The organism is Pelotomaculum propionicicum (assembly GCF_004369225.1).
In the GTDB taxonomy this organism is placed as follows: domain Bacteria; phylum Bacillota; class Desulfotomaculia; order Desulfotomaculales; family Pelotomaculaceae; genus Pelotomaculum_B; species Pelotomaculum_B propionicicum.
Window position 1 is genome coordinate 36,010 of sequence record NZ_QFFZ01000002.1, and the last position, 17,326, is coordinate 53,335.

Consider the following 17,326-nt stretch of genomic DNA (forward strand, 5'->3'; position numbering starts at 1 on the left):
TGTCAATATATATGTAGTATATCAGGTGTATATCTACTTTGCAAGGGACAAAAATAAAAAGCCCCAGGCCGGAGCCCAGGGCTGTGTACGTCAAACCTTATTCCGCTGTCTTTATTGTCTCCAACTGTACCGCCTCAATCGCCGGCATTTCCTTCCGTTTGTCCTCCAACCAGGCTGCCTCTACTACTGCTCGGATCTCCTCCGCTGCAACGGTTATCCCGGCCTCCTGCGCCTTCTGCTCAACGTATTCCACCGCACGGGCCAGCTTTGCCGGCCCATCCAACTCCTTGTAAACAGTCTCTGCAAAGCTAAACGCTTCCTTGCCCAGGAGTGCCAGCACCGACCTCTGCTCACTGGTGGTTTTTGCCTCAAAGTAGGCTTCTGCTTTTTGCTTCAGGGTGTTTAGCCACCCTTTTACCAGCACTGTCAACAGTGCCAGCACGGCCAGTATAATCTCAATGGCGTATTGATTTATTGTCTCTTGCATGGTTTTGCCTCCTTAATAATTTGTTAAATATCAGCTTCCACCAGGGCAGGGGCCTACGCCGCGCCCTGCATACCTGCCGGTACTCCTCAAAGTTCTTCGGGGGCGCACAGCCACCACCCCTTTCAAAGATGTTTTAAGACCTGACACTCTCTCCGGCGTCAACCCAAATAATATTCAGCGCCTGCCTGGCACGGCGAATATCATCAAGTTCCTGCGCTTTTATTGCTGTGTCAGCAATTTTAGCCAACAAAGCCTTCATTTCCTCGATTGTCATACGCCCTTCCCCCTCGGACAAGTCTCCGCGCTACAATACAGTGCCTGATCATCGTCGTAGCAAAACGGGCAACCCAGGCAGCTCACATCCGCGGTCATCCGATGACCACCGTCCGGGTTTCCCCGTTCCAGCTCACGGGTTGACCAAGCAACTCAGCCAACCGGCGCACCGGCGCGTAGGCCGTCCCGTTGATCAACGTGCCTGTGACGGTCTCTTCACCCGGCATGACCATGATCGTGATAGCGTTGGGGTCAGCCGGCGCAGGCGCGGCTCCCGTAGCAAAGCCATACACAGCACCGATACCCTGTGCTATCGCCTGCGCTGCCCTTGCCTGGAAGTCAGGGCTGGCCAGTAGTGCCTCTTCCTCCGGATTGCAGATAAAAGCCAACTCGGTCAGTATTGCTGGCATGTCGGTGCGTTTCAGGACATAGTAATTGGCCGTCTTTACGCCCCTGTCAGGTAGGCCCAGGGTAGCAAGCAACTCTTGTTGTACCGCTGTGGCCAACTGCTCCCCTTCCCCGCCCAGCGCCAGGCAGTATGTTTCCGTGCCGGTTGCTGCAGGATTCCCAGCTGAGTTGATGTGGATAGAAATAAATATATCAGCCCCAAATTGGTTAGCTATTTGGCAACGGGTCCAGAGATCACCGTCAGAGTCCCATGCTCCGGCGTCACCCTCCCGGGTAAGTTGGACTTCCTGGCCGGCAGCCCGGAGCTTTTCGGCCAGGAGCAAAGAAACTGCCAGGGTAACGTTTTTCTCCTGCAGTCCTCCCGGACCTACCGCGCCGGGGTCATACCCGCCATGGCCGGGGTCAATACAGATTTTCATAGTCTCACCTCATATTCTTGTTTTTGTTATAGCTCCATCATCTGTCGGCTCAGGGGCCACCTCTTGACTGGTTGAAGTGTCTACCTTGCTTCCCATAGTGGTCTTATTGGCCGATATTACCGCAGAGGTGCCGGCCCTAAATTGACCATAGGCGTTCCCCAGCATATACGGGACCGAATTCATCATCTCAAGTCGGGCCATGAAATAAGCTCTTCCAGCACAAAGGAGGAAACTTGTAAATATCCATCCTTCAAAATCGTGTTCATATGACACGGTTCCCAGGAAGGTAAAAAAACTGAAATGGTTGCGCCAGCAGGCGATAAAGCCAAATATGAACGCGATGGAATATGCAACGCATTTTTCGAAATAATCAGGTAGGCGGTCAGACTTTTTCATCTTCTCCTGGATTGCCCAAAGAATCCCTTCGATACCGCCCATAATTAGTAGAAGAGTAAAAATAGCATTTCCTGTGCTACCGCTTGATGTCGTCATGGCGCTTGCCCACCGCCCTTGAAAATGCTGTGTAACCACTGTGCAAGCGATATCAGGGCAGCGGTGAGAGTTGCCGCGATACCGGCCATTTTCCAACGGTTTGCGGCCTCCTCCTTTCTGTGCTCATCAAGCTTGTCGTAAAGCCTGACAATCCGCTCTTCTGAACACTTCTTGCACTCGTCGCAATCCACACGTTTCACATATTCACCGGCGACAAGTACCCTTAAATCAGCAACTGCAGCATTTATTCCGTCCAGCGTCTTTTTGACCTCACTAAGATCCTGTCGGATGCTTAAAACATCACCCTCGCCCAATCTCACCCCACCCCCTGGTAACAAAATAACCGCCTACCCAGGCGGTTCTACTCCGGCCAAAATTTCATAACAAACCAAATCCCAAATAATGTAACTGCCATAAACAGCAGCCAACCGAGAAACCCGTGCATGGCATCACCTCCGCAACAAAAATAACCGCCCCTGGCGGCGAATAACAGGCTATATTTAGTTTTACTGCTCTGGTTCCAAGTCCGGCCTCATCCGGTACACCTCAGCCAGGATCGCTGCCCTTTCTGCCTCCGGGTAAACCTGCACCAATTCTGCCGACGTCCCCTGGCCCATGTCCGTTTTCGTGATAATGGCCCTCGCGATAACCCTCAAAGTGTAAGGTTGATATGCCACTATGAAACACCTCCCGCGATAATATCAGCCAGCGCAAGTTCGCTATCCTGCTGCCGTTGCTCTAGCTCCGTGTTCTTGGCCATCTGGTCGGCCAGGGCCAATTCCAGGTCGGAGATACGCTGGTCGACCTCCACCTTACGCGCCTCCTTCGGGGTGGGGGTCCACCCGCCACCCGCGGCGTCACGAATCAACATCTATCCAACCCTCCCCAGTATCTTTGTTATCGCCTTGTCAACACTGGTTAAAGTGCGCGACAACGTGAGCTTCAGCGTGACCTTTTCCTCTGCAGTCACTACATCGCCGATAAATTGGTCCTCGGTTACGGACGCCGATAAATCCGTGCTGGTCTTAGTCATGGCAGCATAACTCTCATTCGCCGCCGTGTCCACGATGGATAGCGCCCCATCAACCGCAAAGCCGGCGTCCTTCTCATGTTCCACCCAGGCCACGGTTTCGTCTGTAGTGCCCGCTGGGGTTATGTTGTAGCGGGCTACTCCAGTGAGTAGGGGGATGACTTCCTCCGTGCGCATTTTGTACAACTTTACGCCAAGTAAAGAGGTTGTTCCGATACCTAATATATAGTTATCGGATACAAAGCCCAAAGACAACGCAGCGCCCGGACTCTCAATTAGAGTTTGATTTATAGCATCTCCGATGGCACTTGTTGTGAGTAAATACGTATAGACAAATGGTGTCATGTTGCAAAATGCCCATATACAGTTATCGGAGACAAACCCGACAGCGTTACAATACGAGGCAGGCAGTGTTGGCGGATTATTGAGCTTTGTACCTATCGCCCCCGTTACCGGGTTAAAGTTATACACCATGACATAAGGGCTTGCAGCTGGGACCAAGCCCAAAAAATTATTACTTGGCGATAACATCACATTATAAGGCGCAGCTGGAGGGAGTGTCGCTGGGTCCGCAAGCTTATCGCCCACTACCCCATTTGTAATCGGATATACAGCTATATAGGGACTGCCGTCAACTGGAGCAATAATAAAATTATCATTTGCAGTTATAATAGGACTACCATAAAGTCGTAATACTGTTTTTGTTGCAAACACCGCCCCTATCACACCAGTTTCGGCATTGAAAGGGAAAACATTTAGCGTTGTAGAGCTCACAGCTATTAGATAAGTATTGGCATTGTTCAATAAAGCATAAGTCTGGTTGGCTAAAACTGATATTGCTGTGGTTCCGACCCTTCCCGTAACCTTGTCAAATGCCAGTGTCGTAACTCTTGGACTGCCACCATTTATTAAGGTACTTCTGACCACGATAAAATTTCCATTATTAGTAAACTGAATACCTGTAATAATAGGAAAAACATTAGCGCCACAACTATCTTCCCACACCTTTGCGCCAATTTGACCAGTGATATGGTCGAATTCGTAAGTCCTGAAGAAGCCTAAAGCAGTGCTATCGTTATAGTCTGTTCTCACCCCAAAAACAATAAATTTCTTGTCCGGAGATATTGCAGCTGAACGAATGTCATGCGTTATTTCAAGACCCGAAATGTATTCCAGTAACCCGGTGCCAACCCCTCCCGTCCGCCACCCATCGAAGCGCATCCTCTTGCCCAGGATCTCCACGCTCGACCGGCAAATGTTGGCGTGCGCCTTGTACGACTGTGTGGTCGCCGTGTGTGTCAGGGCCTTTGTCCCGGCGTTGACAGCAGTGACTATGATCTCTTCACTGTTTACATCGTCAAACACCGTCACCTCCTGGCCAGCAGCGAACCCGGTTATGTCGTCAACCACTGTGCTGGTCTGGTTAGCGTTGATGGGGTTGAGCGCGAAGGTCCGGGTCATGTCGATTTTGCCGGTGCTGTACGTATTTGTACCATCCAAGAGGTCGTAAAACTTGCTGTTGCCAGAGATGGCCCGGTTGTCGATGTCAAGGACGGCTTCGATGTTGGCAAGCTCGCGGTCGTGGATGGAGATTCTGCCTTCTGTGTCCGAGGCATTTTGACGTATTTCGCTTAAACACTTATAATTTCGGTTAAACAGCCAGTTAAACCAGTCCGCCGGCGGCTTTTCGGTCGCCTCCCATCCCGCGTCTTTTTTCGCCTGCAGCGGCTCAGTGCCGGCGTTGTTCCATTCCGGTAACGCTTCTTCAAAAGCCATGTTTTCACACCACCTCTATAGTATGTCGCTTAAGGTCCCGCCGACCGTTTGTTCTAGGTCGGCAAAACCCTTGTTGGCGTCAGTTTCCACCACTCCAAGTTGTGAGCTGAATTCAAACGTGCCTTCAAAAAGAATGTCGTCAAGCCAGGCGCTTTTGCGCTTAACTGATTCCAACGCATTAACAAACTCCGCGTATCTATCGCCCAGCACAACCTGCTCGTTGCCGGTAATAACCCGGAATCTGTACGGATCGCCGCCGTATTCATACCACCCTATCACCCGCGCACTGCCGAAAACAGTGGTAGCCAGCTCTTCAACAGCCGCCGGTGTACCCTTTTTGCGGTGCCGAGGTATGGACTGTTTAACAAGGGTGCGCTTGACTGCCAGTGAATAGTTTGGGTCATAAAAATCAACGTGCAGCTGCCAGGCTAAATAGTCTACAACTTCTTCCGGTAATTCATCTACCCGGGGGAGCAGGACGCACTCAATAATAGCGGCAGACACAGCCTGCAACTCGGGATCAAGGGCCTTGGCCAGCGCCTCGACATCGGGATCGCCTTTAAGACTCTGCGGGAGTAGGTCAAGAAGGCTGATCGTGTAAATGTCTTTACTCATTACTCAAGCCCTCCATATGTTACGGTCACGGTTCCCTCTGCTGCCACCTGATATGTTTCGATTGCCACATATACTGGCAGTGTCACAGCTACCCGCTTCGCGCCTGCGGCCTTAACCCGGTAGACAAGCTCTGAAGGGTCAATAGCTCGTCCCAGCTTTGCCTTTTGCCACGTCCTATAATCGACAACAGCTTGCGCTACAGCAACCTGGATGCTGGCCGCTGTACTGGAATCAGCCGTACTAATCCAGTAGGTTAAAGTTATGTCATAGTTCACTGCAGTAGGAGCTAGGACCTGGACATTGTCTGTCAGGGGTCGCTTTGTTTTATCGCTGCACGCTGCAAGGACCGCGTCAAGAACCTCTTGGCCAGGAATTACCCCGCCCGTAAGCAGAGGTCTGATTTCAACTACTCCAGCCGATGGACTGCGGACAGCTACGTCAATAATTGACTGATTGGCTGTCTTGGCCCAGTAGATGTATGCCCCTTCAGGACCGGCCACGGAGAAGCCTTCCGGGGCCTCATGGATACGTTCAGCGTAAGGATCATCTGCCTCGATATCCGCGCCACCCTCGCTGGTGGTGGTATTAGCCACCGACTGCACCCACTGTATGGGGTCAGCCAGCTTATTGATTTCCCCAGGCAGGTAGCCATTGCCCACTGTGCCGGCTACGGTGCATTGACATCCCACGTCCGCGTATGCCTGCGCAGCCTCAACGACTACGGCCTCCTGGACCGCAAAAAATACGCCGTCCCCAGCGGTTACCCTGGTTCCGGCAGGTATTGTCTGTTGGACTGCTGTTGAGAGGTTAAACCTGACGGTGGTCTTAGCATATGACGGTTGCAGGCGTTCGGTTCCGGATATGGCACCAATGTGATCCAGGTAGTCCCCGGTAGAATAACCGAGTAGATTTTGCTTGGCTGCAAAGTCGATGAGAGCCCGTTGCTGGGCCAAAATTGGAACTATGGCCTGGATAAACTTTCGCCGGGGGTCAGCCAGGGCCAAACTCTGACCGGTAATCTGTGCATACCGGTTTACAATATCAGCCTCAATTTGCTGGGCAGATTTATCAGCAAACGTAATCTCGGGTAGATTAAACCGCGCCATCGGCAACCCTCACTTTCACTACTGGTTTTAAAACGCCGTTTTGTCCATTTCCCTCCTGGAAATTTACGCTTTTCACCTGGACTCGGGGTTCATACTTTCGGATAGCGACCACAATACGGGCAGCTAATTTGGCCTGGACTATATTGATCGGTCCGTCCAGGATATCCGGGTTCCAGGCAAAGTCCCTGTCCATCGGGCAGGAGAAAGCAGGGGTGGCCAGTATCATACGGACGTTTTGGAGGATTTCCGCAATATCAGTCGCTCCAAAATCAATAGGGCTATCACTTCCAGTTACGGTATATTCCATCTGCATCACCCCACATACTCCTCAAGCGTGACATCGGCAACACCGACAATGCACCTTCCCGCGCCGTCAAAATGCAACCAGTTTTGCGTAACGCTTTTAATCACCCATTTATCAACGCCCAGGGCCAGACCGCCAATGATTAATGTTTCAGCCACGCCTGAGCGGCACATAATCAGGAGCTTATCCATCTCCTCCTTGGGATTTACTCCAAAACGGACGTCAAATCGCATCTTAAAACTGATTTCATCCAGCGCAGGACCAATAAATTCAGAAACCGGTTTTTGTCTAATAATTTCATGTGTAGCCCATCGCCCAGACGCCGAACGTGAGAATTCGTCAAAAGTTCGTATTTTTTCAGCTGAAACCTCAAATATCACGTCTCCAAAACTTCCAATTACCCCATATTATCACCAACTTCCGGATGCACTCTTGCCAGTTATCTGAACACCCGTACCTGTCGGATCTGTTGCTGATATAGAAATACCCTTGGGGGCTGAAATGGTAATAGTTTTATCAGCTGTTATTGTTGCGATGTCAGCCGTGACTGCAGCCGCACCCGTTGCATTTATAATTACGTCTTGGGCAGCATCGATTTCCACCGGGCCGGTCGTGATTAACTTTATTGGTCCTTTTGCATCGATCGCCAAGGTGTGTGTGGTCCGGTCATACTCAATGGTGGTGCCGTCCGCAAACTTGATGTGCCGCTTATTCCCGTCGGTTACGGGGGGATTATCTTTACTTGAATATACAGAACCCAGGATGAAACCCTGGGCGACCCCAGAGGGAAGGAACAAACAAACTACCTGCTCCCCGGGCTCCGGCATCCAATAATCTTTGTTCTGCAGGCTACCCCGGACCAGGACCGGCAAATCAAAGGATACCATTGCTGCCCGGTCTTCAAAGGCGACCCTGGCTGTGCAGTTCTCCGGGCTCGTGGAGGATATTATTCCTACCCGAATTAAGTTTTTCAATAATGGGTCCATTAGTAACCCTCCAGACACTTACGGAGCTCCAGTTTCGTTTCATAGCCGCTCTGCTGGCCGTGGCCGGCCTGGGTGATGATGTACTTCCCGTCGAATTTTCCCCATCCAACCAGGTTCACGGTCAGGCCGGCCAGATACTTGATTTCACCTACAAGGGTCAGGGAAAACGTAGTGCCATCCTTGTTTGCATCGCGCAGTTTCTTTTTGGCCAGGCGCTCTGCCTCGGCCACTGACTTGACGCGCTCATTTACAACCAAAACCCGCCCTGTTTTTGGCGGGTTATCCGGAGTAAATTCGTACTTGATTGATTCCTTTTGCTCGGCGTCATGATAGTCCACCCGGCAGGAAGAATACATGCCGGTTAGTGTTGTCCTTCCGCTGTAGCCCGTTATGCGCACCTGCCCCCTAATGATTGTATCAATAGGCTCCTGCTGCTCATATTTCGCTTCGTCGAAAATGACTATCTGAGAGTCAGAAACCTTCAAAGCAAGCCCGGCGTCATTGCACAGCCGCTGTAAAAAAGCCAGGTCGTATTCTTCCGTCTGCTCTATCCGGTCGTATTCCGGATCATCCTCGGTGTCGTAAAACAGCTCAAGGCTCGCGCCGCCTGCAATATCACCGGCGATCACGGAAAGATTTGTTTTCTCCCAGGCTTTGTTTTTATTCTCGCCGCGTAGGGAGGATGATTCCGGGATGGACGTGCCCTTTATTGTGACTGCGGAAGGTGGGTTGCCGACCTCAATTTCATCAAGCTCAAACTGGCCCAGGGCAAGCTCATCCGTTTTGCCGTCCTCTTCCCAATTCTCGCGGATGATTTTGGCAGTTACCTTAGCCCCCTTTTCCGGCATCCAGTCTCCGGCCCAGAGCTGTTCCCGGTCCTCCAGGGTAATCTGCAGGTCATCAGCCTGGCCGGAGAGGTTGTCGGTATATGACCAGTTGGCTAGATGCGGTTGCAGGTCGGCTGTTATATCTACATTCTCATAAACCAGTTCCAGGTGTGCGCGGCGGGCTTGCATTAGCTGCTCACCCGCTTCCAGGGAGGTAGATTAGTCGTTGTTGGCGTGGTAATTTCCGGGATGGTTAAGACAACGCCAGCCGAAAAGATAACGGTTTCCCGATGTGCAGGGTTGGCCTCGATCAGGTCGGTCATGTAGTATTCACTGCCAATGGTTTTATATGCGATTCCATCCCAGGTGTCGCCTTGGATTGTGGTATATGTTTTAGTAGCCATAGGACACCCGCCTTTGCTGGTGTTTCATAGCCTGATACCGGCTAAAGAAATCGTCCTTTGAGTTGTCTAAAACCTGCCGTATCACTCCGGGGTCGCCGCCTGGCGCATGAATAACTGGAGCGTAAACGATACTGGTTTCAGATCCCCCGCTGAAGCCGCTCAATTCCCCAACACGCTCCCAAATACCCCGTGAACGGGGGGAGCCGTCTATGGGGATGGCGGCTTCAAGGCCAGCTTCGCCGAATATTGAAGGTCTGTTGGCAAAGCCACCGGAGGCAAACTGAGGAAGTTCTCCTTCGCCGCCTCCGCCACCGCCGCCTCCGCCCGATAACCAGGCCCAAAAAGCCTTTAGTTTATCCCACAGCCAGCCAACCTTCTGGCCGACGTTTTCAATAAAAGCCGCTGCGCTGGGAAAGGCCTCTTTGAACTTTTCCCAAAGACCACTAACGGCTTCTTTTATGGTCCCGAAATTATTGTAAAGAGTTATGCCAGCCGCAATTACCGCTCCGATTGGCCCAGCGACGAGGGCCAGAAGTGGATTATTCCGGATGGTTTCCCATAGTTGCAGCGCCTTTGCTTTGACGGTTTCCCAATGATTATACAAATATACACCGCCTGCTATAAGCAGCCCGATACCCGTAATAATTAGGCCTATCGGATTTGCTCTCATAGCTACGTTAAGCAACCGCTGGGCAATTGCCCATGCCTTAGTAGCGCCAGATGCAAGCTTTGCCCCCAGTTCTATTTTTGTTGCCCATCCAAAAAACTTGGCAAAGGGGCTAATCGCCGCACTCACTGCCCACCCAATGGCGCTTGCGCCAATTGCAAAGCCTATAAAGCCAGCTGATCCCCCAACCAAAAACTTGGTCAGGTTCGGGTGCTCTTCTGCCAACTTCTGAACCTTTTCCATAAATGACTGAAAGCCCTGCGCGGCAGATAACAGGGACGGCATTAAGACATCGCTCATAGAAACCGCGCTTCTTGCTATTGACGCCTTCACTCCCTCGAGCTGCCGCGCTGCAGTTTTGGACATAATCTCAAATTCCTTGAACATGCTCCCCTTGGCGGCATCAGAGTTCCCCTTCTTTATGATCTCAACAAAATCAGCGTAGTTGCCGGATATTTTAGAGAGGGTGTCAATGTGTTCAGCGCCGAAAAGCTCGGCCAGGACATCATTCCTAGTCCCGGCGTCCAACTTTCCGATACTCTCAAAAAGACCGAGAATAGTTCCCTCAGCATCTTTTAGGGCACCAGCTTGTAAATCTTGAGCGCTTATTCCAACCTTGGCAAGCGCCTCGTGAAATGGTTTTGCCTGAGCAGGCGCCGCTGCTACTTTGGTCAACAGAGAATTTAATGCTGTTCCTGCTGTCTCTGAAGTTTCGCCCATTTGCAGGAGGCCAGTAGATAGGCCGGCTAACGAATTTCTTGATAGAGTGGGAAGCAACGCCGTTGCCGTACCACCAATCCTTTTAAGGACCTCGATTATATCAGCACCGCTGGCGTTGGTCTGGTCATCTAAATAGTTCACGGTGTCTGCGAGGGCCTCAAGCTGGTCAATGCCTTCCTTTGTGCCCAGGTCTATCTTCATTGCGCTACCGATCTTGGCGAAGTTTTCCGTCACCTCTTCGGCTGGAGCCTCGAACGCTGTTCCCATCATGGTCCCCATGCGGGCGAACCTATCAATGTTTTCCATGCCCTTGACGCCTGATCTTGCTGACATTGCAAAGGCTTTGGCCATAGTATCAGGCACTATCATCATATCTTTACTGGCCTGCATGATCTTGGCTCGCGCCTCAAGACCAATATCGGTCAGAGCCCCAGTTTCGTTTCTTGCACCCTCGACCTGCTTAGCTACCATCGCCATGGCCGTATCAAATTGGACGCCCGCAGCCGTCGCCCCAATAAACGGCACGGCAGCAGCAGTCGCGGTCATTAGGCCGCTCTGCATTTTCCCCTTGACGCTATTCGCACGCTCGGACAAGGCTACTGCTTTAGAATACTTCTTTTGTGCCAGTTCAGCCTTTTCCAGCTTTTTAGCAAGTTCGTCATAAGCCTTGGCGTTCTGCTCGACCTTCAGTTTCCCCTGCTGCTCAACCTCGGCAAGCCTCTGCATTTCGCTTTTCATGGACTGGGTTTTAGTTTTGAGCGTTGTATAGGCAGTATTTGCCTCTTTTAACTGCTTTACCAGCTCGGCCTGCCTGCTCGAAAACTCCTTGGCGGTAATAGCGCCGGATTTTTTCTCGTTACTCAAAGCCACTAAGGCAGCTTTTGTGTTATTGATCCTTTGGTTTAGCTGCAGGAGTGTTTGCAGAGACTGGCTGTAGCTGCCCTTAAGCACAGAGTAGGCTTTTGCGCTGTTTTCAATTTCTCTGGTTGTTTGCTTTTGCGCTCTCTCTAATCCATTAAGCTCTGACCGCATTGCGTTGGTGCGCTGGCTAAGCTGACGCATCCTGCTGTTTGCGGATGCGAACATATTACCGAATGAGGAATTAATTTTTCCAGCTATCTCAAAGGCGATTTCATACATGCGACTAGCCATATCCAGCGCCACCTCTCTTATCGCGCATCTCTATGTAGATCTCAAGCCATTCAGCCAATTCCCCGATTGGCCGCCCCAGCCAATAAGGAGCTGGCGTTTTTGTTTTAACCGACAGCGTTAGGCATGTTTTCATAATCAGCCGTCTTCCACCTGGCGGGCGAAGGCCTAACTTAGTAAAAAATCCTGCACCGTCATCGTTATCATGGTAAAGTCTCTGGCAGGTAGTTCTAAAATCATCTCAATCGGGACCTTGGCTGCTTTGGCCGCCAATGCTGCGCTGTAGGGCTTAGATAATTCAACCACGGGAGACGAAGACGGTCCCACAACGACTACGGCCTCTCTCTCGGAGTCTATTAAATCTCTACCGGTCAGGGAGTCCAGGTCGAGATTAATCTCCGTGTACTCTTTGTCCTCAAAAGTAAATGGTCTGCTTAAAGTGATGGTTTTCATATGCTCTCCTTTCTCGCTTAAAAAATGAACTAAGGCCTGCCGGATTTAGCGCCAACAGGTCTTAGTTTTATATACCCAGAGCATCCCTGACATCGGCAAGATAGTCCTCGCCGTTGATCACACAGATGTAATTATACTTGTCGATCTCCAGGAGTTTTTTGCCGTCCAGCAGCACCTTGATGTAAACGACTTCAAGCTCATTGGACGAGTCGGTTTTTGCGCCAACGTCCATTTTCCCCAGCTCGGTCTTCTTGGGAATGCCCCTGACGACCACTTTAAGCGGGACTACCTTATATTCGCCTTTCCCGGCGTTAAGAACCTGGATAGCGCCGCGCAGGTCGAGGCTATGCCCCTTTTGCTGCGCCAGGCTTACCGTGGGTTTGGTTACGGTGCGCCAGTTTATTTTTACGCTCATGCTTCCGAAGTGGCCAAGGACCGGACTGTCTACCTCACCGGCGATACCGGCACCTTTGACCGTTTCAGATAGGGCTTCAATACTCGGTAGTTCCACGTCGGCTATTCCGATCAGGTCGGCCCCGCCTTCGTAAACCCGGAAGTTAATTAACTTTTCAGGTACTTGGTTCATGGGTTATCCTCCTTTCCCTACGCGAACAACGAGCTAAGGTAGCTCGTGTCGTATTCCAGGATGAAATCCAGATTCTCTGCCGGAGTCGGTCCCGCCTGGTACATATGGAACCGTATGATCCCGTTCAGTAAATCCGTCGTCGGGTTTTCTGCCTGGATAAATTCAAGCCTGCCGCCGAGCAGTGCGCCCCTGGCAGTCAACCCATTCAGCCAGATATTCAAGCTGTCAACCACCGTATCAATGAGCCGCTTATTGGTTGGGTTGTCAACCTTCTGCCAGTAAGTCAAAATGGTTGTGTTCGATATCCAGTTGTTCATGCGACGAATCGGGATGAAGGCATCTTTTGGATCCGTGTTGGTGGGATATGCACCCGTTCTGTTACCCCACAACCGCCAGCCACCGATAAAATTGAGCGCAGTGACAACGCCCTGGCCGTTCAGGTAATTGGCCTGGGACGGGTCAAGCGTCACCTCTGCGCCCCCGTCGATAACAGCGCCGTCAGCCTGCAGGCTCTTGTTTGACGGGCTGACGTAGGGGATGTCGTCATTTTCGCTATCGGTCTTGCAAATGATCCCCGCCACTTGAGTTGACAGGTGATATGTCTCGCTGCCCAGCGACACCTTTGGCCAACAGACGATCTGTTGAGGGTCCGTGTAATTGTTGGTGGTTTTCCAGGCCGGGACTTCGCTGTAAAGGTCCGCGCCGGTGGAAGTATCATCAACATCGGTAATGGCAATCGCCTTGAAAAGCCCGTTGATATTACCAGCCTTTGCTTTCATCACAGCGGCTACGGCAGGGTTATGCGACCAACCGGGAGCCAGGATTTGGCCGGGGACCAGAGGCGGGAACAAGGGAAATACCTTGTTTACGAGCTCAAGGCCGGTATAAGCGCCGGTGGTGATGTTCACGCCGCCGATGATGTCGGTGCTGTCTACGGCGGTAGGGTCAAGCTTAGAATAAGCGATATTTAACACTGCCGTCACTTCCGGGATCGTGCCGGTAGCAATGCGAGTTACAACAACGTGGCCATCATCGTTGAAAGCTATTGTGTAATCGGTGTCCTTTACCAGCGGCTGCCCAGCGGAAGTAAGCTTAACCACGACGCTAGAGAGCAAAATGCCATCAACCGCGATGGTCACAACGCCACCAACAACTGCCAAATCAGCTGCAGGCACTTCGGTTTTGTGTGTGGCCGGGTCGAGGACGTTGACGAACACCACCGGCGCCACGTTAAAAAGCGCAAAGTGCGACTTCATAAACTCGCAAAGGGTGTAGCTGTCCCAGTCATCAGAATACCCGAGCGCGGCCACCGCCTCAGAGTAGGTGTGGGCCAAAAGTGGTTTATTGACGTAACTTTGGTCAGCTCCCAGGTTAACAGGCGCAGTCCCGAACACCACCGGTAAGCCAGCTTCTGCATTGACGGGCGGGGTAATGGAGGTCGGAACCTCAGTAACAGTTACTCCGTGCAAATACGGCACTACTTAACACCTCCTTTGATGTAGTCAAGGATCTGCTTGTACCAGACGCTTTCCGGTGTGCCGGCCTTTTTTATCGCCTGGATTGTGCTGTCCAGTTGGGTCGGGGCAACAAAAAGCCGGCCTATAGCCGGACATTTTTCGATATGCGGTTCAAGGTGGTTGGGCAGACCGCCGCGGTAGGTAGTGTACTGGAGCAGCAGCCCCTTCGGCAGGGTCGGCCCGCAATAAATAAACGGCGCGGGTTTTGTGGCCGGCGCTTGTTGAACTTCGGGCGCTGGTGTCTCAGATGCTTCAATGGCTGCATCAACTATTGATTTCTTAGAAGACATCTTTTAGATAACCTCCTTCTTCTTGAATATGAGGAATAGCCACGGTCAGGGTCATAAACGCAACCCAAACGGGGTATAGTTGCTCCTCGGGTAGTTCGGTTTTGATCGGGTACTCAATGCGAAAAGGCCCGCCAAGGAACCGCTGTTTTGCCAGCGCATCCTTAATCCGGGTAATGACGTTCACCGCGTCCCGCCAGCCGTCCTGTTCGTCCTCGCTGTAGGTGGCGGCAACGATATAGACTTTAGCTGTGTCGCCTTCTTCGGTGTCTATATCCTCAATGTACCGTATGATGACACAGGGAATGTCCGGCGGGTCCTGTCTCGCGCCGGGTTTTTTATCCGGCAAATACCCGGTAATGACCTCGGGTGATTTTTTGATACCGGTCACATTGGATTGCAGCTCAAAATTGGCGACAACCGGGGCAATAAATTCTTTCAGTTTGTCAACCAGGTCGATTGGGGTCATGTTTATGCTCATTTGTTGCCTCCCAGAATACGGCTGATTTCGTGGTCAAGGCGCTTTTCAAATATTGCCCTGGCCTCGTTTTCGATGCGCAGCCTGACTTTTTTGCTCCCAATCATCTGGGGCACCGAAATGCCGTATTTGACATTAATTGGGTAGCGTTTACTTGTTGTTCGCTTGAGTACATGCGGCTTACCGGTTTTTATCCCCTTTCGCACAAAAGCGCCGGGTAGGTCTTTAAGCCCACTGCCTTTCTTTACCCCAACCCTCTGCACCGCAGGTGGTCTTTTTAGCCCTGGATTTTTGGGGCTTACTTTGAAGTCGATCAATTCCCTGCCGGTATCTTTTGAGTGAACCTTGACCCTTAGCCTTGCTTCGGTGGCTTTCGTAATGGTAATTGTTTTTCTTACAGCCGTCGCGCTGACGTAATACTCCTCCGTGGCGCTGCTGACCACGTTTGTCCTGGCGTTTTCCACTGACCTGTTTAACGCCCGCATAATGGCCTTTGGCGCTTGTTTGGCACAATCCCCCATTATCGCTTCGATTTCTCTTTGCCTGAAAACATGAACCAGGATCATGCCTCTATCGCCTCCAGGGTAATTTCAAGCATACCGCCAGCCTCGCCGCACAAGGCCACTGTGAACAGCTCGCCGTCAAGCCTGATACGCTGACCCTTAACGGGACGCTCGGGCAGGTCGGACGCCTTGACAAAGAGCATCTTGGTCGCGTTGTAGGCGATGTCATAGTCAGCCTGCTTCAGCGGCTGAAGGATGTCGCTGTCAACAACGCATTTGACCTGCCGCCCGTCAATGTCGTGGAAGTCGGCAAATTCGCCCTGGTTGATAAAAGTGTCCAGGTCGGAAGCTAGATAATCCTTAAAGCCGGGCATTACTTACCACCGCGCTTTTTGTTTTTAGTGCTTGGCTTTTTAGGCATCGCCGGGGTTGCCTTGGCTGGCTCGGTGTTGTTAGCGGGCTTAATCAAGTCGTCAAGGTTGGCGTTCACAATGTCGCCGGCAGTTACCGCCTCGGGTTCTGGTATCTGTGTCTGTTCGGGTTCTTGGTTTGCGTCCTTTTCTGTGGCCGGTTCATCGTTGCAAAGCTCCTGCTCATTATCTGCAAGATTTGGTTCCGGCTCGGGCTCATACTTCTCAATTGTCCCGTTGGACCCGGCAATCAGACGGGCCTCTTCCTCTTCGGAGAGACCCGTCAGAACCTGGCCGGCAGGCTGGTCCGGTCCATATAACACGCCGTTATAGCGCACGCGATAGCGCTTTATTAATACCGCCATGGCTACTTCACCTTCAGTGTGTACCAGCTGTCCACGTCTTCCGGCTTGGGCAGCGGGCGGGAGGCAACGCGGATCATCTTCTTGTCATCGTTCCGGTCGGCCCAGACTTTCGGGATCCTGGTGCCCTCGTAGGTATGGAACTCATCGTCTTTCTCGATTTGCGTCACGGCGCCATACAGGCGGGAGCCCATACCGGTGCGACCCATGATCAGGTAGTCATCCGGTATCATGGGATAAGTCAGGTTGTCGTCATCAAGGAACCATTCGTCATAAACGTAGAGTTCGATACCAAGGCCGGTCAGGGTGCCGATATAGGTCAGACCGTCCATGCCCTGGATCTTGGGTTTGATATTAATCACGCCAACAGTCATATTGCGGACATCCATTAGTTTCTGAATAGCAGGGTCGGCCAGGAACAGCTCTGCCACGTTGTTTGCCATAACCGCAATGTCAGGGCTTACACCACTGGCAAGGAGAATCGCCCGCCTGATGCGCTGGAGGTCGCCGTATTTGTTACTGGTTCCCAAATTCCATGCATCTGCGCCAACAAGGGTTTCATGGTTGGTAAAATTAAAGTCGATCTTGTCCTCCACGAACTCATTACCGCCGACATGGTCAACCCAGCCTTTTATGGCAACAGCTCCGGTCAGAAGTATCTGAGCGCAGAACCATTCCTCGCGGCGAACGATCATTTCATCCAGTTCAAGAAGGTCGGTCGCAAGCAACTCCTGGGCGCGCTGCTCGGGAGTCCTAGTGCTGTAGACATCCTCTCCAAGCATCCGGGCGGTAATGTCGTTTTTGGTTAGCACACGCTGGGGCGCGATATAAGGGGTCGTGTAGGTATCTGTCCGGAAACCCTGGCGGTCTACGACAATGCCGCCCTTGGTGCGGGCAACAAACGGGGCCATCCGGCGCTTGCCTTTCTTAAAGTCCACATCAACCTTCTCGGTTACGAAGGTGATCGGGTTTGGGAAAAAGGTGTTCCTCAAAAAAGTTTGCGCAGGCAGCATCTTGTTAATGGCCTGCAGCATGATACGGGTCTCGTAGATATTGATAGTCAATGT

The 17,326-nt window shown here is 51.8% G+C and carries 25 protein-coding genes; all 25 read right to left on the minus strand.

The window, feature by feature from the left end:
• Positions 1 to 97: 97 nt before the first annotated feature.
• Complete coding sequence (locus Pmgp_RS01210; RefSeq protein WP_134212143.1) at positions 98 to 487, minus strand: phage holin; 390 nt, start codon at positions 485 to 487, stop codon at positions 98 to 100.
• A 133-nt stretch (positions 488 to 620) separates the two neighbouring features.
• Complete coding sequence (locus tag Pmgp_RS19565; RefSeq protein ID WP_192902716.1) at positions 621 to 761, minus strand: hypothetical protein; 141 nt, start codon at positions 759 to 761, stop codon at positions 621 to 623.
• Between the two features lie 94 nt (positions 762 to 855).
• Positions 856 to 1,587, minus strand: a complete 732-nt coding sequence (locus Pmgp_RS01215; protein ID WP_134212144.1) for an N-acetylmuramoyl-L-alanine amidase — start codon at positions 1,585 to 1,587, stop codon at positions 856 to 858.
• 9 nt (positions 1,588 to 1,596) lie between these two features.
• The gene (locus tag Pmgp_RS01220; protein WP_134212145.1) at positions 1,597 to 2,079 is read right to left on the minus strand and encodes a hypothetical protein; all 483 of its coding nucleotides are present in this window, start codon (positions 2,077 to 2,079) and stop codon (positions 1,597 to 1,599) included.
• The gene (locus tag Pmgp_RS01225; protein WP_192902717.1) at positions 2,076 to 2,393 is read right to left on the minus strand and encodes a hypothetical protein; all 318 of its coding nucleotides are present in this window, start codon (positions 2,391 to 2,393) and stop codon (positions 2,076 to 2,078) included. The genes Pmgp_RS01220 and Pmgp_RS01225 overlap by 4 nt, the downstream gene beginning before the upstream one ends.
• A 192-nt stretch (positions 2,394 to 2,585) precedes the next feature.
• Positions 2,586 to 2,756, minus strand: a complete 171-nt coding sequence (locus tag Pmgp_RS19570; protein WP_192902718.1) for a hypothetical protein — start codon at positions 2,754 to 2,756, stop codon at positions 2,586 to 2,588.
• Positions 2,756 to 2,950, minus strand: coding sequence for a hypothetical protein (locus Pmgp_RS01230; protein WP_134212147.1), 195 nt, complete (start codon positions 2,948 to 2,950; stop codon positions 2,756 to 2,758). Before Pmgp_RS01230 ends, Pmgp_RS19570 begins: the two co-directional genes overlap by 1 nt.
• Positions 2,951 to 4,885 (minus strand): hypothetical protein, encoded by a 1,935-nt coding sequence (locus Pmgp_RS01235; protein ID WP_134212148.1) that lies wholly within the window; start codon positions 4,883 to 4,885, stop codon positions 2,951 to 2,953.
• A gap of 15 nt (positions 4,886 to 4,900) precedes the next feature.
• Positions 4,901 to 5,500 carry a phage tail protein I gene (locus Pmgp_RS01240; protein WP_134212149.1) on the minus strand — a complete coding sequence of 200 codons (600 nt, stop codon included), beginning with the start codon at positions 5,498 to 5,500 and terminating at the stop codon, positions 4,901 to 4,903.
• Positions 5,500 to 6,606 carry a baseplate assembly protein gene (locus tag Pmgp_RS01245; protein WP_134212150.1) on the minus strand — a complete coding sequence of 369 codons (1,107 nt, stop codon included), beginning with the start codon at positions 6,604 to 6,606 and terminating at the stop codon, positions 5,500 to 5,502. The genes Pmgp_RS01240 and Pmgp_RS01245 overlap by 1 nt, the downstream gene beginning before the upstream one ends.
• On the minus strand, positions 6,593 to 6,919 hold the full coding sequence (locus Pmgp_RS01250) for a GPW/gp25 family protein (RefSeq protein ID WP_243119685.1): 327 nt from the start codon (positions 6,917 to 6,919) through the stop codon (positions 6,593 to 6,595). Before Pmgp_RS01250 ends, Pmgp_RS01245 begins: the two co-directional genes overlap by 14 nt.
• Complete coding sequence (locus Pmgp_RS01255; protein WP_243119677.1) at positions 6,919 to 7,290, minus strand: phage tail protein; 372 nt, start codon at positions 7,288 to 7,290, stop codon at positions 6,919 to 6,921. The genes Pmgp_RS01250 and Pmgp_RS01255 overlap by 1 nt, the downstream gene beginning before the upstream one ends.
• 30 nt (positions 7,291 to 7,320) lie before the next feature.
• Positions 7,321 to 7,896, minus strand: a complete 576-nt coding sequence (locus tag Pmgp_RS01260; RefSeq protein WP_134212152.1) for a phage baseplate assembly protein V — start codon at positions 7,894 to 7,896, stop codon at positions 7,321 to 7,323.
• Positions 7,896 to 8,912, minus strand: coding sequence for a phage late control D family protein (locus tag Pmgp_RS01265; RefSeq protein ID WP_134212153.1), 1,017 nt, complete (start codon positions 8,910 to 8,912; stop codon positions 7,896 to 7,898). Before Pmgp_RS01265 ends, Pmgp_RS01260 begins: the two co-directional genes overlap by 1 nt.
• Positions 8,912 to 9,127 (minus strand): tail protein X, encoded by a 216-nt coding sequence (locus Pmgp_RS01270; protein ID WP_134212154.1) that lies wholly within the window; start codon positions 9,125 to 9,127, stop codon positions 8,912 to 8,914. The genes Pmgp_RS01265 and Pmgp_RS01270 overlap by 1 nt, the downstream gene beginning before the upstream one ends.
• Positions 9,117 to 11,666, minus strand: a complete 2,550-nt coding sequence (locus Pmgp_RS01275) for a phage tail tape measure protein (RefSeq protein WP_134212155.1) — start codon at positions 11,664 to 11,666, stop codon at positions 9,117 to 9,119. Before Pmgp_RS01275 ends, Pmgp_RS01270 begins: the two co-directional genes overlap by 11 nt.
• Positions 11,667 to 11,831: 165 nt before the next feature.
• On the minus strand, positions 11,832 to 12,116 hold the full coding sequence (locus Pmgp_RS01280; protein ID WP_134212156.1) for a phage tail assembly protein: 285 nt from the start codon (positions 12,114 to 12,116) through the stop codon (positions 11,832 to 11,834).
• A gap of 67 nt (positions 12,117 to 12,183) precedes the next feature.
• A complete protein-coding gene (locus Pmgp_RS01285) occupies positions 12,184 to 12,702 on the minus strand; it encodes a phage major tail tube protein (RefSeq protein ID WP_134212157.1) in 519 nt (172 codons plus the stop codon).
• Between the two features lie 17 nt (positions 12,703 to 12,719).
• Positions 12,720 to 14,180, minus strand: coding sequence for a phage tail sheath family protein (locus Pmgp_RS01290; protein WP_134212158.1), 1,461 nt, complete (start codon positions 14,178 to 14,180; stop codon positions 12,720 to 12,722).
• A complete protein-coding gene (locus tag Pmgp_RS01295) occupies positions 14,180 to 14,509 on the minus strand; it encodes a hypothetical protein (RefSeq protein WP_134212159.1) in 330 nt (109 codons plus the stop codon). The genes Pmgp_RS01290 and Pmgp_RS01295 overlap by 1 nt, the downstream gene beginning before the upstream one ends.
• Positions 14,499 to 14,987, minus strand: coding sequence for a hypothetical protein (locus Pmgp_RS01300; protein ID WP_134212160.1), 489 nt, complete (start codon positions 14,985 to 14,987; stop codon positions 14,499 to 14,501). The genes Pmgp_RS01295 and Pmgp_RS01300 overlap by 11 nt, the downstream gene beginning before the upstream one ends.
• A complete protein-coding gene (locus Pmgp_RS01305) occupies positions 14,984 to 15,550 on the minus strand; it encodes a phage tail protein (protein WP_134212161.1) in 567 nt (188 codons plus the stop codon). The genes Pmgp_RS01300 and Pmgp_RS01305 overlap by 4 nt, the downstream gene beginning before the upstream one ends.
• On the minus strand, positions 15,547 to 15,861 hold the full coding sequence (locus Pmgp_RS01310; RefSeq protein ID WP_134212162.1) for a head-tail joining protein: 315 nt from the start codon (positions 15,859 to 15,861) through the stop codon (positions 15,547 to 15,549). Before Pmgp_RS01310 ends, Pmgp_RS01305 begins: the two co-directional genes overlap by 4 nt.
• Complete coding sequence (locus Pmgp_RS01315; RefSeq protein ID WP_134212163.1) at positions 15,861 to 16,262, minus strand: hypothetical protein; 402 nt, start codon at positions 16,260 to 16,262, stop codon at positions 15,861 to 15,863. Before Pmgp_RS01315 ends, Pmgp_RS01310 begins: the two co-directional genes overlap by 1 nt.
• Before the next feature lie 2 nt (positions 16,263 to 16,264).
• A complete protein-coding gene (locus Pmgp_RS01320) occupies positions 16,265 to 17,323 on the minus strand; it encodes a major capsid protein (protein WP_243119678.1) in 1,059 nt (352 codons plus the stop codon).
• Between the last annotated feature and the right edge of the window lie 3 nt (positions 17,324 to 17,326).

Bases quoted from the DNA above. Each gene is read 5' to 3' on its own strand.
- Pmgp_RS01310 (WP_134212162.1), bottom strand. From the start codon at position 15,861: ATGCCCGGCTTTAAGGATTATCTAGCTTCCGACCTGGACACTTTTATC.
- Pmgp_RS01220 (WP_134212145.1), bottom strand. From the start codon at position 2,079: ATGACGACATCAAGCGGTAGCACAGGAAATGCTATTTTTACTCTTCTA.
- Pmgp_RS01265 (WP_134212153.1), bottom strand. From the start codon at position 8,912: ATGCAAGCCCGCCGCGCACACCTGGAACTGGTTTATGAGAATGTAGAT.
- Pmgp_RS01270 (WP_134212154.1), bottom strand. From the start codon at position 9,127: ATGGCTACTAAAACATATACCACAATCCAAGGCGACACCTGGGATGGA.
- Pmgp_RS19565 (WP_192902716.1), bottom strand. From the start codon at position 761: ATGACAATCGAGGAAATGAAGGCTTTGTTGGCTAAAATTGCTGACACA.
- Pmgp_RS01315 (WP_134212163.1), bottom strand. From the start codon at position 16,262: ATGGCGGTATTAATAAAGCGCTATCGCGTGCGCTATAACGGCGTGTTA.
- Pmgp_RS01250 (WP_243119685.1), bottom strand. From the start codon at position 6,919: ATGCAGATGGAATATACCGTAACTGGAAGTGATAGCCCTATTGATTTT.
- Pmgp_RS01260 (WP_134212152.1), bottom strand. From the start codon at position 7,896: ATGGACCCATTATTGAAAAACTTAATTCGGGTAGGAATAATATCCTCC.
- Pmgp_RS01240 (WP_134212149.1), bottom strand. From the start codon at position 5,500: ATGAGTAAAGACATTTACACGATCAGCCTTCTTGACCTACTCCCGCAG.
- Pmgp_RS01275 (WP_134212155.1), bottom strand. From the start codon at position 11,666: ATGGCTAGTCGCATGTATGAAATCGCCTTTGAGATAGCTGGAAAAATT.
- Pmgp_RS01285 (WP_134212157.1), bottom strand. From the start codon at position 12,702: ATGAACCAAGTACCTGAAAAGTTAATTAACTTCCGGGTTTACGAAGGC.
- Pmgp_RS01280 (WP_134212156.1), bottom strand. From the start codon at position 12,116: ATGAAAACCATCACTTTAAGCAGACCATTTACTTTTGAGGACAAAGAG.
- Pmgp_RS01245 (WP_134212150.1), bottom strand. From the start codon at position 6,606: ATGGCGCGGTTTAATCTACCCGAGATTACGTTTGCTGATAAATCTGCC.
- Pmgp_RS01300 (WP_134212160.1), bottom strand. From the start codon at position 14,987: ATGAGCATAAACATGACCCCAATCGACCTGGTTGACAAACTGAAAGAA.
- Pmgp_RS01215 (WP_134212144.1), bottom strand. From the start codon at position 1,587: ATGAAAATCTGTATTGACCCCGGCCATGGCGGGTATGACCCCGGCGCG.
- Pmgp_RS01235 (WP_134212148.1), bottom strand. From the start codon at position 4,885: ATGGCTTTTGAAGAAGCGTTACCGGAATGGAACAACGCCGGCACTGAG.
- Pmgp_RS01230 (WP_134212147.1), bottom strand. From the start codon at position 2,950: ATGTTGATTCGTGACGCCGCGGGTGGCGGGTGGACCCCCACCCCGAAG.
- Pmgp_RS01210 (WP_134212143.1), bottom strand. From the start codon at position 487: ATGCAAGAGACAATAAATCAATACGCCATTGAGATTATACTGGCCGTG.
- Pmgp_RS01305 (WP_134212161.1), bottom strand. From the start codon at position 15,550: ATGATCCTGGTTCATGTTTTCAGGCAAAGAGAAATCGAAGCGATAATG.
- Pmgp_RS01295 (WP_134212159.1), bottom strand. From the start codon at position 14,509: ATGTCTTCTAAGAAATCAATAGTTGATGCAGCCATTGAAGCATCTGAG.